We start from the raw sequence: 13,603 nt of genomic DNA on the forward strand, positions 1-13,603 counted from the left end.
CCGGCGCGCAGGTCCTGGCCCGGGGGTCCGGACCGGCTGCGGACCGGCGAACCGAGGACAATGAGCGCCATGGATCCGGAACGCACGGAGCTGACCGCCGCCTGGGCGCACCCCGTCCTGGGCCGCCTGCTGCGCGGGCAGAGTCGCCATCAGCGAATGGACCGGCGGTATCCGTGGCTCCTCGACACCGCGGTGGTCCTGGTCGTCGCCCTCCTCAGCCTGCCCGACCTGCTCTCCACCAGTAGCAGGGGCCCCTTGGGGGAGGCCGGCGACCGCAGTCAGCTGCCGTTCGGCGTGCTGGTCGCCTTCGCCGCCGCGCTGATCCTGCCGCTGTGGTGGCGTCGCAGGGCCCCGGCCGTCACATTCTTCGTGATCTTGCTGGTGTCCGTCGTCCAGTGGTCCCTGGGCGTCTGGCAGCAGGCCGGTGTCGCCGCGCTCGTCGCCCTGTACACCCTGGCCCTGCACGGTTCACTGCGGGCGCTGGCGTGGGCTGCCGGACTGACGTTCGTCGGACTGACCCTGGCGGTCTCCGTCCTGGTGCAGGTCGAACAACCGCTGCTCGGCCTCTTCTTCCTGCTGGGGACGACGACCGCGGCCATCGCCGTCGGCCTGACACTCCGTATCCGCCGGATGTATCTGGCCGCGCTCGAGGACCGTGCCCGACGTCTGGAGATCGAGCGCGACCAACGCGTGCGGCTCACCGCCGCCGCCGAGCGCTCCCGGGTCGCCCGCGAGATGCACGACATCGTCGGTCACAACCTCTCCGTCATGGTCGGCCTCGCCGACGGTGCCGCGACCCTCGCCGCGGGCCGGGGCGAGCAGTCGGCCGAGGCCCTGCGCATCCTCGGCGACACCGGCCGCCAGGCCATGAACGAGCTCCGCCGCGTGCTCGGCGTGCTGCGCGAGGAGCAGCAGGACGAACGGATGCTGAGCCCACAGCCCGGCGTCCGCGATCTGGATCCGCTGCTGGCGCGGGTCCGCGCGGCGGGACTGACGGTGACCTGCCGGACGGTGGGCGATCTCGACGCGCTGGGCAGCGGCGTGCAGCTCACCGTGTATCGCATCGTCCAGGAATCCCTGACCAACACCCTGAAGCACGCGGGTACGGGATCCACGGCCGAGGTCACCGTGACGGCGGACGCCGGCACCGTGCGGATCAAGGTCGCCGACACCGGCGCGTCCCCGGGGACAGAGCCGCAGCACCGGTCCGACGACCCCGGGCACGGCCTGGTCGGCATCCGCCAGCGGGCCGCCATGTACGGCGGCACCGTCACGATCGGTCCGCGCGACACCGGACACGGCTGGATCGTGGACGTCGTGCTCGAGGTGCCGCGCACACATGCTCGAAGGCCGTCTTCCCATCGCTGAGAAAACGGCCTCTGATCTGCGACTTCAAAAGTCGGGACGACAGGATTTGAACCTGCGACCCCTTGACCCCCAGTCAAGTGCGCTACCAAGCTGCGCCACGTCCCGTTGCCCGTCTGACCTGGGGTTTCCCCTGGCCGAGCGTGCATGGAAACAATACCGCACTCGGGTCGGTGATCGCGCACCCGTTTACCCGGGTCCGTGCTCGCCTGCCTTCGTCAGGTCGACTCCGGGCACGGCCGCTTCCGTGGCGTCGTGGTGTCCGGGGTCCTGTGCTTCGCGTCGGCGCGCACCAGGCCTCGTATCGCGGGCACCGCGAGCAGGGCAGTCGGCACGACCAGGCTCATCGCTCCGGCGACGAGAAGCACATGGTCCGCGCCCAGGGCCGAGGCGGCGGGGCCCGCGAGGGCCTGGCCGACGGGCATCATCGCGAGGGAGCCCGCCACGTCGTACGCGTGGATGCGGTTGAGGACGTCGGGCGGGACCTGGGTCTGCACGCTGGTCGCCCACATCACGCCCCAGAACGACATCCCGACCCCGGCGACGGCGGCACCGGCCGCCATGACCGGTACGCCCAGCCCGGCTCCTACGGTCGCCGGGAAGGCGGCGAAGCCGAAGAGGGCGACCGCGCCGGCACGGAGCATACGGCGGGGGCGCAGCCGCAGGGCGGCGACTCCGCCGATCACGGTGCCAGCGCCGAGGGCGGAGTTGACCAGGCCGTAGGCGCGCGGGCCGTGCTGCAGCACGACCTCCGTCGCCGCCAGCGGCACGCTCGGACCCCATACGGCGATCATGTAGAGGCACCAGACGGCGATGACGCCCCACAGCCATGTCCGCGCACGGAACTCGCGCCAGCCTTCGACCAGATCGGCCCTGAACGCGCCGGCCGAGTGCGCGGTCGGGCGGCCGCCGGGGGCGAGTGGGGGCAGGTGGATCAACAGCAGGCACAGGGCGCTCACCGCGTACGTGGCGGCGTGGGCGGCGAAGACACCGCCCGGTGAGGCGAAGCCGACGAGCAGGCCCGCGAGGGCGGGGCCGGCCAGTTGGGCGGCGGACTCGGCGATCCGTATGGCGCCGTTGGCGCCCTGGACGTCGGAGGCGAGGCGCGGCACGGTGCTGGCGACGCCGGGCTGGAAGACGGCGCCCGCCACGCCGTTGACGGCGCCGATCACGCAGATCTCCCAGAGCACCACGTGGTCGGCGAAGAACAGCACGGCGGCCACGGCCTGAGTGCCGAGCCGCACGAGGTCGGCGCCAATCATCAGCCTGCGCGTGCTGAAGCGGTCGGCGATCACCCCGCCGAAGACGACGAGCGCGGAGAAGGCGGCGGCTGTCGCGGCCATGGTGAGGCCGACCGCGCCAGCCCCGTACCCGTGCTGGAGCAGGCCCGCGGCGAGCGCCACCGGCAGCATGGTGTCGCCGAGCCGGGCGACCGCCCGTGCGACGAAGAACAGCGCGAAGTCACGCGACCGGACCGGCCGCCCGCCCGCTGTCCCGATGGGCCCGCCCTGCCGTCCTTCGGCAACGATGTCATCCGGTGGCTGCGACGACGTCCCGGTCATCCCCCGCCTTTCCCTCCGGCCCCGGTCTCCCCTGGCGGAACCAGGGCCCCTCCCGCCCCGGCTCCCCCTTCCACCGCGGCATCATGGCACTTGGTACAGACCAAGTCCGAGGGATTTTCATTCCCCGGCCGGGAGCCCCAACTCGGGGTACGCCTCCACGAGTCGGGGCGGTGCCGCCTGCCGCCAGGAGTCCGCGAGGATGTCCCGCAGTTCCTGCTCGTCCTCGATCGCGGACAGCCGGGCGCGCACCCAGGCGAACTGGGCCTCGTGGTCGGCGATCCAGAACTTCGCGGGCTCGGCCAGAACCAGTTCGTCGCGCTCCTCCTTGGGGCAGCGCACCGCTATGGAGGTCTCGTCCTCGGGCAGCGTGGCGAACATCTTTCCCGCGACCCGGAACGTGGGCATGCTCCAGGCGATCTTCTCCGTCGTGTCCGGCAGGGACAGGGCGATACGGCGTACGTCTTCGGCATCCGGCATGAGACGCACCGTATCGGCCGCCACTGACATCACCTGGTGGGAGCGCCCACGTGCTTGTAGTAGAGCGTCGTCGGCCGCAGCACCCCGTCCGGGCTCGCCGCATAGTCGGGGATCACCCCGGCTCGCGTCCAGCCGGCGGAGCGGTAGAGGTGCTCGGCGGGGCTGTCGGTCTCGGTGTCCAGGTGCAGGAGGGTGACGCCGGACGCCACGGCCGACTCTTCGGCTGCCGTCAGGAGCCGGCGGCCGAGGCCCTCTCCGCGGGCGCCGCGGCGCACCATCAGCTTGACGAGTTCGGCGCGGTGGCGGCTGTTGGGCTTGTCGGGGAGGGCCAGGCTCACGGTGCCGACGGCGAGGTCACCGTCCTGCGCCACCCACACGGCGAGCTGCCCCGCGGCCACGGCGGCCACCCGCTCCTTCCACCAGGCGACGGCCGCCGCACGGTCGAGCGGGGCGAGGAACCCGACCGAGGCGCCGCCGTCGACGACGTCGAGCAGCAGATCGGCCAAGTCGTCCACACGGGCGGCGAGTCGAGTCGCGTCCAGACGGGTCACGATCACGGCAGCACCACCGCCAGCACGTACCGCACGGCCTCGTCGCCCACGCACCGGAAACGCGTCGGCCCCCACACCCGCAGCCGCAGACAGTCACCGGCACCGAGACGGTGTCCGGCCTCCTGCGCCGTCACCTCGAGGGTTCCTTCCAGCACCCAGATGTGCTGCTCCAGGCCGGTAACGGGCGGGCGGTCGTACGCGATGTCGGCGCCCGGGGCGAGCCGCCCCTCGACGAGTTCACCGCGCAGCCCGGCGTGCGGCGGGGACACCGACCGTCGTACGAACCCGGAGGCCCGGTCCTCCCACACCGACTGCTCGGCGGCCCGCACCAGCAGCACCGGCTCGGCCTCCACCTCGCTGAGCAGCTGGGACATGGTCCGCCCGTACACGGCGCACAGCCGGTTCAGCATCGCGGCGGTGGGACTGATCTCCGCCCGCTCGGCCCGCGACAGCGTCGACCGGCTCACTCCAGTGCGCTCCGCCAACTCCCCCAGGGACCAACCGCGTTCGGCCCGCAGCTCGGCGAGCCGGGCACCGAGCCGGGCGTCCACCGGATCCGGAGCAACCTCACCCACGTTTCTCATATGCGGGACGTTATCCCGAATATGAGACAGGCGGGTTACGGGAGGCTCACGCCCCCGCCACCTCTCCCAGGGCCTCCAGTACGGGGCGGATCAGCGGATGCCCCTCGGCTCCCCGGCGCACCGCCGCGAAGACCCGCCGGGTCGGGGCCACCCCGTCGACCGGCCGTACGACCACCCCCGTGAGGTCCATGCCCCGCAGCGCCGACCTCGGCACGAGCGCCACTCCCGCGTCGGCCGACGCCAGGGCCACGACCGCGCGGAAGTCGTCCGAGGAGTGCTCCAGGCGCGGCTGGAAACCGGCGGTCTCGCAGGCCAGGACCACCACGTCGTGGCAGGGGTTGCCCGGGTAGGGACCGATCCAGGTGTCCTTGGCCAGCTCGGCCAGCGGCACCTCGCCCGCGTCGGCCAACCGGTGGCTGACCGGCACGACGGCGTCGAACGGCTCGGCGTACAGCGGTACGTGGGTCAGGCGGGGGTCGTCGGCCGGCGGGGCCCCGCGATACTCGACGGCGACCGCGATGTCCACCTGCCGGTCCAGGACCATCGGCAGGCTGGCGTCGCCCTCGGCGTCCTGCACGCGGATGCGGATGCCGGGCGCCGACCCGGCGAGGCGGGCCACCGCGGGGGCGACGACCAGGGCGATGCCGGTCGCGAACGAGGCGACCGTGACCGTGCCGGCCGCACCCGAGCCGTACGCCGCCAGTTCGGCCTCCGCCCGCTCCAGCTGGGCGAGGACCGCGTTGGTGTGGCCGAGCAGGATCTCGCCGGCCGCGGTCAGCCGTACGCCCTTGGCGCCGCGCTCGACCAGACGGTGTCCCGTCTCCTGCTCCAGGGCCGTCAGCTGCTGGGAGACCGCCGAAGGCGTGAGGTACAGGGCGGCGGCAGCCGCGGTCACCGTGCGGTGGTCGGCCACCGCACGGAGGATGTGGAGCCGCCGCGCTTCGATCATGGGATCGATTGTCTCAAATGCCCCTGGTGCTCCTGCTCAGGCCTCCAGCTCCGCCCGAGCCGCCACGAACGCGTCCACCGCGCGGTTCACGTCCTCGGTCGAGTGGGCGGCGGACAGCTGGACCCGGATGCGGGCCTGGCCCTGCGGCACGACCGGGTAGGAGAAGCCGATCACGTACACGCCGCGCGCCAGCAGGAGTTCCGCCATGCGGCCCGCCTTCGTCGCGTCGCCGATCATCACCGGCGCGATGGCGTGGTCGCCGGGGAGGATGTCGAAGCCCTCCTCGTTCATGCGTCGGCGGAACAGGGCGGTGTTCGAGGCGAGCTTCTCGCGCAGATCCCCCGCCGACTCCAGGAGGTCGAGCACCTTCAGGGAGGCCGCGGCGATCACCGGGGCGAGGGTGTTGGAGAAGAGGTACGGGCGAGAGCGCTGGCGCAGCAGGGCGACGATCTCCGCGCGGGCCGCCACGTAACCGCCGGAGGCACCGCCGAGCGCCTTGCCGAGGGTGCCGGTGACGATGTCGACGCGATCCATGACGCCGTGCAGTTCGGGCGTGCCCCGGCCGCCGGGACCGACGAAGCCGACGGCGTGCGAGTCGTCGACCATGACCATGGCGTCGTGGCGGTCGGCGAGGTCGCAGATCTCGCGGAGGGGGGCCACATAGCCGTCCATCGAGAACACGCCGTCGGTGACGACCAGTTTGCGTCGGGCGCCCTGGGCCTCCTTCAACTGCCGCTCCAGATCCGCGAGATCACGGTTGGCGTACCGGAAGCGGCGGGCCTTCGACAGCCGGATGCCGTCGATGATCGACGCATGGTTCAGCGCGTCGGAGATCACCGCGTCCTGCTCGCCGAGCAGCGTCTCGAAGACGCCCCCGTTGGCGTCGAAGCAGGAGGAGTACAGGATCGTGTCCTCCTGCCCCAGGAAGGCGGACAGTCGCGCCTCCAGCTCCTTGTGCACCTCCTGCGTACCGCAGATGAAACGCACGGACGCCATGCCGTAGCCCCAGCGGTCCAGCGCCTCGTGAGCCGCGGCGATCACCTCGGGGTGGTCGGCGAGACCGAGGTAGTTGTTGGCGCAGAAGTTGAGCACCTCACCGGGGCGGCCGCCCGCGGTGACGTGCACGGTCGCGGACTGCGGGGTGCCGATGACCCGTTCGGGCTTGTGCAGGCCGGCGGCGCGGATCTCGTCGAGGGTGGTGCGGAGGTCGTCGCGCACGGAGTCGAACATCATCAGTCCTTAGAGAGTCCAGTCGAGGATGACTTTGCCGCCTCGGCCGCTCGCCGCGTCGGCGAACGCCGTCTCGAAGTCGCGGTAGCCGTACCGGCCGGTGATCACGGGCGCGAGGTCCAGGCCGCCCTCGAGGAGCACCGACATCGCGTACCAGGTCTCGAACATCTCCCGGCCGTAGATGCCCTTGATGGTGATCATCGAGGTGACGATCCGGGCCCAGTCGACCGGGAACTCCTGGGCCGGGAGGCCGAGCATCGCGATCCGGCCGCCGTGCGTCATGTTGGCGATCATGTCGCGCATCGCCTCGGCGCGGCCGGACATCTCCAGGCCGATGTCGAAGCCCTCGCGAAGTCCCAACTCCCGCTGTCCGTCCGCGATCGAGGAGCCGGAGACATTGAGTGCCAGGCTCACACCGATCTTCCGGGCCAGCTCCAGCCGCTCCTCGCTCACGTCCGTGACGACGACGTTGCGGGCACCCGCGTGCCGGGCGACCGCGGCGGCCATCAGGCCGATCGGTCCGGCACCCGTGATCAGCACGTCCTCGCCCACCAGCGGGAACGACAGCGCGGTGTGCACGGCGTTGCCGAACGGGTCGAAGATCGCCGCCACGTCGAGGTCCACGGGAACCCGGTGCACCCAGACATTCGACGCGGGCAGCGCCACGTACTCGGCGAACGCGCCGTCGCGGCCCACCCCGAGCCCCACCGTGGCGCGGCAGAGGTGCCGTCGTCCGGCCAGACAGTTGCGGCACTTGCCGCACACCAGGTGGCCCTCGCCGCTCACCCGGTCGCCCGCCTTTATGTCGGTGACGTCCCGTCCGGTCTCCACGACCTCGCCGACGAACTCGTGCCCGAGCACGAGCGGGGTGCGGATCGTCTGCCGCGCCCAGCCGTCCCAGGACCGGATGTGCAGGTCGGTGCCGCAGATGCCGGTGCGCAGCACCTTGATCAGTACGTCCCCGGGTCCGACGGCGGGCTCCGGAACGTCCGCGAGCCACAGCCCCGGCTCCGCCTTCTCCTTGACCAGCGCCTTCACGCTACGGCTCCTGTGGGTGAGGGCCCCGGGTCCGGGCATGCCGAAGGAGCCCGCGTCCGGGGAGAGGGGTGGAATCACCCAGCAATCTGCCGTACGGCGCCGCTGCGGTCCATCGAGGTTTTCTTAAACGGCGCCGCAGCTTTCCTTCACGCATGCCGTGCTGCGGATCGGCTTCCCGCACCACATGGTCGTAGTACGCCACACCGCGCTCGATCGGCAGCGAGAATCGACGCAGGATGCCCGCCCCGCACTCGGCCGACTGACGTGGAGCCGCTCATGAACACCGCCCGGGATCTCGCGATCGTCGCCGTGGACGTGGCGCCCGACCGCCTGGTGGAACAGGGCGATCTGTCGCTCGCGCTCGCGGGAGCCGAGGTGCTCGACCTCCTCGACACCCTGGCGTTGTCCCTGGACGGCGACCGCATCGTGCCCGGCGCGCAGTCGGTGACGGGCGACCGCCTCCTGGACGAGGCCGCCTCGTCTCTCGTACGACAGGAGCCGTACGAGTCGGTCGAGGACTGGTTGTGGCGCAGGGGGCGCGGGCTGTCGTCGGCCTACGTCGGTGACATGGAGCGGGAAGGGCTGACGACCCGGCCGCGCGGCCGCCGGATCCCACTGCGGACCGGACGGGCGGTGCTGGTCGACTCGCCGGACCGCCGCCGTGCCGACGAGCGCCGGGCATCCGGTGAACCCGTCCTCACCGCCCTGGCTGCCGCCGCCGGGATCCAGGACGTGGCCGCCGAGAACCTCACCGACGTCGGCGACGAGGTCGTGACGACCGTGCTGGCCGCCGTCGGCGACGCGGTGACGGAACTCCGGGCCGTCCGGGAGCGGCGGGCGATCGAGGATGCCGCGTTCGACAACGTCTGGCGAGGCTTCTGACGCCCGGCGGCCCGGGCGGAGGTACCCGTCACAGCGGCAGCCCGTCCTGCGCGCTCCGCTCGAGCCTCACCACGAGATCGCCGGCCGACGACTTGATCGCCTCCAGGCCCGCCTTCCCCCAGGGCCGGGGCGCGAGGTCGGCCACGCACACCGTGCCCAGCACCATCCCGGTGCTGTCGATGAGCGGGGCGCCCAGATAGGAGTGGACGCCGTACTCGTCGACGATCGGGTTGCCCGCGAACCGCGGATAGTCGCGGACGTCCTCCAGGACCAGCGCCTTGCGCCGGACGACGACATGGGGGCAGTACCCGTGGTCGCGCGGGAGGGTGCGGCCCGGTCGCGGCTTGACGCCGGGCGCGGGCGGAGGCGCGTCCGGGACATGCAGTCCGGCGAAGAACTGCCGCTCCTCGTCGAGGAAGTTGACCATGGCGTACGGCGCCCCGACGAGCTCCGCGAGGCGGGCCGCGAAGGCGTCGAGGGCGGGGTCCGGGTGCTCCCCCAGGCCCATCCGGCGCAGCCGCCACGTGCGGGCGGGGGCCTCCTTGTCCTCGGGGGTGAGCAGCAGACGACCGGCCGGGCGCGGCGCGTCGTAGCTCATGGGCGGGCTCCGTCGCGGTGGACGTGTGGCATGTACGGGCTCCGTGGCTGGGGTGCGGGTGTCACATGTGGGCGCCGTGGCTCGGCGCGGGTGAGGCCGGCGTGTGGGCGATGAGGTGCCGTACGAGGGTGAGCAGGGTCTGCACGCCGGAGACGGAGATGCGGGCGTCGCAGCGGACGACGGGGATCCGGGGGTCGAGGTCGATGGCGGCGCGCACCTCCTCGGGGTCGTATCGGTGCGCTCCGTCGAACTCGTTGATGGCGACGATGAAGCCGACTCCGCGTTCCTCGAAGAAGTCGACGGCCGCGAAGCACTGCTCCAGGCGCCGGGTGTCGGCGAGGATGACCGCGCCGAGCGCGCCCTCGGACAGCTCGTCCCACATGAACCAGAACCGCTCCTGGCCGGGTGTGCCGAACAGGTACAGCACGTGTTCCGCGTCGAGCGTGATGCGGCCGAAGTCCATGGCCACGGTCGTCTCGACCTTGTTCTCGATCCCGTCGAGGTTGTCGGTCGCGGCGCTGACCGTGGTCAGGAGCTCCTCCGTGCTGAGCGGCGCGATCTCGCTCACGGCGCCGACGAAGGTCGTCTTGCCGACGCCGAAGCCGCCCGCCACCAGGATCTTGAGCGCGGTGGGGAAGGGGTCGGAGCTGTCCTCGTACTCACAGCTGTCGTCGTAGTCCATCGAGCACTGCCTCCAGAAGAGACCGGTCGGTCGGGTTGTGTTGGAAGGCCGGGGGCTTGGTGGCCAGGGCCCCGCAGTCGACCAGGTCCGACAGCAGCACCTTGGTGACCGCCGCCGGCAGCTTCAGATGGGCGGCGACCTCGGCGACGGGAACCGGCGCGCGGCACAGGTCGAGGGCCTGCGCGTGCTCGGGGCCGAGGTAGCCGAGGGGGGTGGCCCCGGTGGCCATCACCTGCGACATCAGGTCGAGCGCGATGGTGGGTCTGGTGCGGCCGTTGCTGACGGTGAACGGCCGCACCAGCCGTCCGGCCGCGTCGTCGAGCCAGGGCCCGTCGCCGGCCGCCGCCACGCTCAAGGCCTCGTCACCGTGGGTTCGCCTGTGTGCTGGCGGGGCGCGGTCACCAGGTAGGGGCGGACGCTCTTGACCAGCATCGCCATCTCGTAGCCGAGGACGGCGGCGTCGGCCTCGCGCCCCGCGAGCACGGCGAGACAGGTACCGGCGCCGGCGGTGGTCACGAACAGCAGGGTCGAGTCGAGTTCGACGACGACCTGGCGTACGTCCCCGCCGTCGCCGAAGCGGACGCCGGCGCTGCGGCCCAGGGAGTACAGGCCGGAGGCGAGGGCGGCCATGTGGTCCGCGCTGTCGGGGTCGAGGCCGTGGACGGACTTCACGAGCCCGTCGCAGGAGAGGAGCACGGCACTGGTGGTGTGCGGTACGCGCTGCACGAGGCCGCTCATCAGCCAGTCGAGATCGGATACATGGCCGGTCGGCGCGTCGCTCGCCATGGTGGATGGACTCCTTGGGGTACGAGGGTCTGCGGGAGCGGTGGGGGTGGGGGCAGGGGTGGGAAGGGTGACGCTCATCCGGCCGGTGCGCTCCCGTCGTGCCGGGCGGTGTGGTGGTCGGGGGCGGTCAGGCCGTCCCGCAGGGCGTGCAGGGACGACCGCGTGGTCAGGGCGGTCAGGTCGGTGGGGGTGTCCGCTGCCTCCATGCTCTGCTGGGCCTCGGCGAGGCCGACGCCGCGCTGGAAGGCCGCCATCAGCCCGGGATCGTGGCCGACGAGCTGCTGCTCGTTGTCCTGGCGTGGCGGCGGACCGCCGCGCAGCTGGGGTGCGATGTGTTCCTGGGCCCGGCGACGGGGCAGTTGGGGTTTGCCCATGGTGCCGCGGACCGCGCCGGAGCGCGGGGTGGGCGGTGTGTCGGCGCGGTCGGCGAGGAGGTGCCGCTCGCCGGGCCGGATGCCGGGCACGGCCTCCGCCGGGTTGGGCCGCTCCTGGTGGGCACCGCGGACGGGCAGAGGGGCGGGTGCGGTGCCGTCCGCGACGGGCGGGACGCCCCGGCCGGACGACGGAGCGGGGGCCCCGCCCACGGTCGGCCCGCTGCCGTCGGGTGCCGCGGCGGTGCCTCGGGGGGCCTGCGGTTGCCGGTCCGGCGCGAGAGGGGCCGTGGTCGCCGATGCGCTCCGCCGTCCTTCGGCATCGTGTCCGGGCCCGGCCTGGCCGTGCAGCCGCTGACGCGGGACGGCGGAACGGCCGCCGTTGTCGGAGCCGGACGGCGGGGGCACGGCGGTGGAATCGCCCCGTGGCGGTGCTACGACCGTGGAGGCGTTCGTCGGCTGCGGAACAACCGTTGGCTGCGGCACCACCGTGGAGGATCCCGGCACCTGTCCCAGGGCCCCGCCGGCACCCGGCGCCGTACCCAGCAACCCCTGCGGCACGACGAGCACGGCCTGCACACCGCCGTAGATGTTGGTCTGCAGGCGGACCCGGATGCCGTGCCGCCGGGCGAGCTGCGAGACGACGAACAGGCCGATGCGGCCGTCCGCGAGGAGCCGGGCGACGTTGACCTGGTCCGGGTCGGCGAGCAGCGCGTTCATCCGGCTCTGTTCCTCGACGGGCATGCCGAGGCCGCGGTCCTCGACCTCGACGGCGAGCCCGGACGTGACCAGGTTGGCGCGCAGCAGCACCTGGGTGTGCGGAGCGGAGAACACCGTGGCGTTCTCGACGAGTTCGGCGAGCAGGTGGATGACGTCGGCGACGGCGTGGCCGCGCAGCTCGCCGTCGATCGGCGGGACGAGCTTGACCCGCGAGTACTGCTCGACCTCGGCGATGGCGGAGCGCAGTACCTCGGTCATGGGGACCGGGTTGCTCCACTGCCGGCGCGAGACGGCGCCGCCGAGCACGGCGAGGTTCTCGGCGTGGCGCCGGATGCGGGTGGCGAGATGGTCGACGTGGAAGAGGCCCTTGAGCAGGTCGGGGTCCTCGATCTCGTTCTCGAGCTCGTCGAGGATGGAGATCTCGCGGTGCACGAGTGACTGAAGCCGGCGGGCGAGGTTGACGAAGACCTCGAGCTTCTGTTCGCTGCCGGTCTGGCTGGAGAGCTGGGCCGCCTGCACGACGGCGGTGACGGCGCCGTCGTGCGCGCGGGCGAGTTCGGAGGTGAGCAGTTCGAAGTCGTCGGCGTCCTCGGGCGGGCCGCCGCGCGGCTTGCGCTGGGGCGGGGCCTCTCCGCGGCGCAGCGCCTCGAGCAGGGCGCGCAGTTCGTCCTGACCCTGTGCGGTGGTGCGGCGCAGGGCGCCGACCCGGTCGCTCACGGACCTGGCGGCCCGGTCGGCGGCGACGGACGCGATCAGGATGCCGACGCCGGTCACCGCGACCGCGCCGGCCAGCACGCCCCACAGGGTCAGGCTGGGGCGGGCTCCGGTGGAGCGGACGGTGAACAGGACGGCCGCGCAGGCGCTGAGGGCGACCGCGATGGGCGGGAGCACGGCGAGGCGCAGGAGCTGGGGCCGTATGTGTGTCTCGGGCAGCGCGGGGGCGGGGCGGGCGACCGGCCGCCCGTGCCGCCCGCCCTCGCGGCGTTCTGCGCGTGCGGCCGGTGCGCGGAGGTGAGACATCGGTGTCCTCGTACTGGTGCTGGTCCGTGGATCCTGTTTGCTCGCGCGTGGTGCGCGATCCGGGCATGCGCCATCGCGGGGTCGGTCGAGAGAGCCGACAAAAACGGCCCCGCATCGCCCGGCCACTCACAGTAGTCACCAACGCATCATGTGCGGTGGGCAGTTGACAAAGTCCCCCGGGGAGCTTCCCGCTCTGGTATGAGGCCTCGTACGACAGACCGATAATCCTGCGCCGACCTCCTTCATAAGTGCAAAGGATCGGTCGGAGACGGGCGGGAACGACCAGAAACGGTCACTGTCGGTGACGTCGCCTCGGAGTGGCCCGCCGCGCCGGACGGCCGAGGGGAGCCGTGTCCGGAGCTAGCCTGACGAAGGGGACATGACCGCCGGAAGGAGTCGTCATGGACCGACGACATGATCAGGTTCTCGTCGTCACCCCTGAGGGCAGAAGGCCGGGTCCCCCGACATCGGGGATGGACCGGCAGGAGGCCTTCGCCACCGAGGGAACCTGGTCGGGATACGTCCGCACCGAGGCCGGGATGGTCTCCGGCTGGCATCACCACGGAGAGTGCGAGTCGGTGATCTACGTCCTCAGCGGAGCGCTGAGGATGGAGTTCGGGCCGGACGGCTCGAACACGGTGGAAGCCCGTCCCGGCGACTTCCTCTACGTGCCGAAGGGCGCCGTGCACCGCGAGAGCAACCCCTCGGCGGAGCCTGCCGACATCATCGTGGTGAGGGCGGGGACCGGGCAGTCGACGTTCAATGTCGACGGGCCGGCACCGGCCTGA

General features: G+C 72.2%; 15 protein-coding genes and 1 tRNA gene. 3 read left to right on the forward strand and 13 right to left on the reverse strand.

Annotated elements, in window-relative coordinates; translation table 11 throughout:
* Positions 1-69: 69 nt before the first annotated feature.
* A complete protein-coding gene (locus tag ABZO29_RS08205; protein WP_367319480.1) occupies positions 70-1,368 on the forward strand; it encodes a sensor histidine kinase in 1,299 nt (432 codons plus the stop codon).
* 31 nt (positions 1,369-1,399) lie between these two features.
* On the opposite strand, the gene ABZO29_RS08210 is transcribed toward ABZO29_RS08205, so the two are convergent.
* The 8 genes from ABZO29_RS08210 to tdh all read right to left on the reverse strand — a co-directional run bounded on the left by ABZO29_RS08210 (position 1,400) and on the right by tdh (position 7,756).
* A tRNA-Pro gene (locus ABZO29_RS08210) sits at positions 1,400-1,473 on the reverse strand.
* Between the two features lie 110 nt (positions 1,474-1,583).
* Positions 1,584-2,927 carry an MFS transporter gene (locus tag ABZO29_RS08215; protein WP_367319481.1) on the reverse strand — a complete coding sequence of 448 codons (1,344 nt, stop codon included), beginning with the start codon at positions 2,925-2,927 and terminating at the stop codon, positions 1,584-1,586.
* A gap of 117 nt (positions 2,928-3,044) precedes the next feature.
* On the reverse strand, positions 3,045-3,404 hold the full coding sequence (locus ABZO29_RS08220; RefSeq protein ID WP_367319482.1) for an MmcQ/YjbR family DNA-binding protein: 360 nt from the start codon (positions 3,402-3,404) through the stop codon (positions 3,045-3,047).
* 29 nt (positions 3,405-3,433) lie between these two features.
* Complete coding sequence (locus ABZO29_RS08225) at positions 3,434-3,961, reverse strand: GNAT family N-acetyltransferase (protein ID WP_367319483.1); 528 nt, start codon at positions 3,959-3,961, stop codon at positions 3,434-3,436.
* Positions 3,958-4,539 (reverse strand): helix-turn-helix domain-containing protein, encoded by a 582-nt coding sequence (locus ABZO29_RS08230; RefSeq protein ID WP_367319484.1) that lies wholly within the window; start codon positions 4,537-4,539, stop codon positions 3,958-3,960. Before ABZO29_RS08230 ends, ABZO29_RS08225 begins: the two co-directional genes overlap by 4 nt.
* 46 nt (positions 4,540-4,585) lie before the next feature.
* Positions 4,586-5,488 (reverse strand): LysR family transcriptional regulator, encoded by a 903-nt coding sequence (locus ABZO29_RS08235; protein WP_367319485.1) that lies wholly within the window; start codon positions 5,486-5,488, stop codon positions 4,586-4,588.
* Between the two features lie 36 nt (positions 5,489-5,524).
* Positions 5,525-6,718, reverse strand: a complete 1,194-nt coding sequence (locus ABZO29_RS08240; RefSeq protein ID WP_367326075.1) for a glycine C-acetyltransferase — start codon at positions 6,716-6,718, stop codon at positions 5,525-5,527.
* A 9-nt stretch (positions 6,719-6,727) separates the two neighbouring features.
* Entirely contained in the window at positions 6,728-7,756 is a 1,029-nt protein-coding gene (tdh, locus tag ABZO29_RS08245) for an L-threonine 3-dehydrogenase (protein WP_367319486.1), read from the reverse strand.
* 276 nt (positions 7,757-8,032) lie between these two features.
* Between tdh and ABZO29_RS08250 the strand changes: the two genes are divergently transcribed.
* The gene (locus ABZO29_RS08250; RefSeq protein ID WP_367319487.1) at positions 8,033-8,638 is read left to right on the forward strand and encodes a GPP34 family phosphoprotein; all 606 of its coding nucleotides are present in this window, start codon (positions 8,033-8,035) and stop codon (positions 8,636-8,638) included.
* 28 nt (positions 8,639-8,666) lie between these two features.
* On the opposite strand, the gene ABZO29_RS08255 is transcribed toward ABZO29_RS08250, so the two are convergent.
* The 5 genes from ABZO29_RS08255 to ABZO29_RS08275 all read right to left on the reverse strand — a co-directional run bounded on the left by ABZO29_RS08255 (position 8,667) and on the right by ABZO29_RS08275 (position 12,815).
* A complete protein-coding gene (locus tag ABZO29_RS08255) occupies positions 8,667-9,236 on the reverse strand; it encodes a GAF domain-containing protein (RefSeq protein WP_367319488.1) in 570 nt (189 codons plus the stop codon).
* Between the two features lie 61 nt (positions 9,237-9,297).
* Positions 9,298-9,918 carry an ATP/GTP-binding protein gene (locus ABZO29_RS08260; RefSeq protein WP_367319489.1) on the reverse strand — a complete coding sequence of 207 codons (621 nt, stop codon included), beginning with the start codon at positions 9,916-9,918 and terminating at the stop codon, positions 9,298-9,300.
* A complete protein-coding gene (locus ABZO29_RS08265; protein WP_367326076.1) occupies positions 9,896-10,267 on the reverse strand; it encodes a DUF742 domain-containing protein in 372 nt (123 codons plus the stop codon). The genes ABZO29_RS08260 and ABZO29_RS08265 overlap by 23 nt, the downstream gene beginning before the upstream one ends.
* 2 nt (positions 10,268-10,269) lie before the next feature.
* Positions 10,270-10,704 (reverse strand): roadblock/LC7 domain-containing protein, encoded by a 435-nt coding sequence (locus ABZO29_RS08270; protein WP_367319490.1) that lies wholly within the window; start codon positions 10,702-10,704, stop codon positions 10,270-10,272.
* 74 nt (positions 10,705-10,778) lie between these two features.
* Positions 10,779-12,815, reverse strand: a complete 2,037-nt coding sequence (locus tag ABZO29_RS08275; protein WP_367319491.1) for an ATP-binding protein — start codon at positions 12,813-12,815, stop codon at positions 10,779-10,781.
* A gap of 401 nt (positions 12,816-13,216) precedes the next feature.
* Between ABZO29_RS08275 and ABZO29_RS08280 the strand changes: the two genes are divergently transcribed.
* On the forward strand, positions 13,217-13,603 hold the full coding sequence (locus ABZO29_RS08280; RefSeq protein ID WP_367319492.1) for a cupin domain-containing protein: 387 nt from the start codon (positions 13,217-13,219) through the stop codon (positions 13,601-13,603).

The sequence above is a fragment of the Streptomyces sp. HUAS ZL42 genome (assembly GCF_040782645.1).
Classification (GTDB): Bacteria; Actinomycetota; Actinomycetes; order Streptomycetales; family Streptomycetaceae; genus Streptomyces.

Excerpts from the sequence above, each read along its gene's own strand:
- ABZO29_RS08255 (WP_367319488.1), bottom strand. The coding sequence starts at position 9,236 with ATGAGCTACGACGCGCCGCGCCCGGCCGGTCGTCTGCTGCTCACCCCC.
- ABZO29_RS08280 (WP_367319492.1), top strand. The coding sequence starts at position 13,217 with ATGGACCGACGACATGATCAGGTTCTCGTCGTCACCCCTGAGGGCAGA.
- ABZO29_RS08230 (WP_367319484.1), bottom strand. The coding sequence starts at position 4,539 with ATGAGAAACGTGGGTGAGGTTGCTCCGGATCCGGTGGACGCCCGGCTC.
- ABZO29_RS08270 (WP_367319490.1), bottom strand. The coding sequence starts at position 10,704 with ATGGCGAGCGACGCGCCGACCGGCCATGTATCCGATCTCGACTGGCTG.
- ABZO29_RS08205 (WP_367319480.1), top strand. The coding sequence starts at position 70 with ATGGATCCGGAACGCACGGAGCTGACCGCCGCCTGGGCGCACCCCGTC.
- ABZO29_RS08260 (WP_367319489.1), bottom strand. The coding sequence starts at position 9,918 with ATGGACTACGACGACAGCTGTGAGTACGAGGACAGCTCCGACCCCTTC.
- ABZO29_RS08215 (WP_367319481.1), bottom strand. The coding sequence starts at position 2,927 with ATGACCGGGACGTCGTCGCAGCCACCGGATGACATCGTTGCCGAAGGA.
- ABZO29_RS08235 (WP_367319485.1), bottom strand. The coding sequence starts at position 5,488 with ATGATCGAAGCGCGGCGGCTCCACATCCTCCGTGCGGTGGCCGACCAC.
- ABZO29_RS08220 (WP_367319482.1), bottom strand. The coding sequence starts at position 3,404 with ATGCCGGATGCCGAAGACGTACGCCGTATCGCCCTGTCCCTGCCGGAC.
- ABZO29_RS08240 (WP_367326075.1), bottom strand. The coding sequence starts at position 6,718 with ATGTTCGACTCCGTGCGCGACGACCTCCGCACCACCCTCGACGAGATC.
- ABZO29_RS08275 (WP_367319491.1), bottom strand. The coding sequence starts at position 12,815 with ATGTCTCACCTCCGCGCACCGGCCGCACGCGCAGAACGCCGCGAGGGC.
- ABZO29_RS08250 (WP_367319487.1), top strand. The coding sequence starts at position 8,033 with ATGAACACCGCCCGGGATCTCGCGATCGTCGCCGTGGACGTGGCGCCC.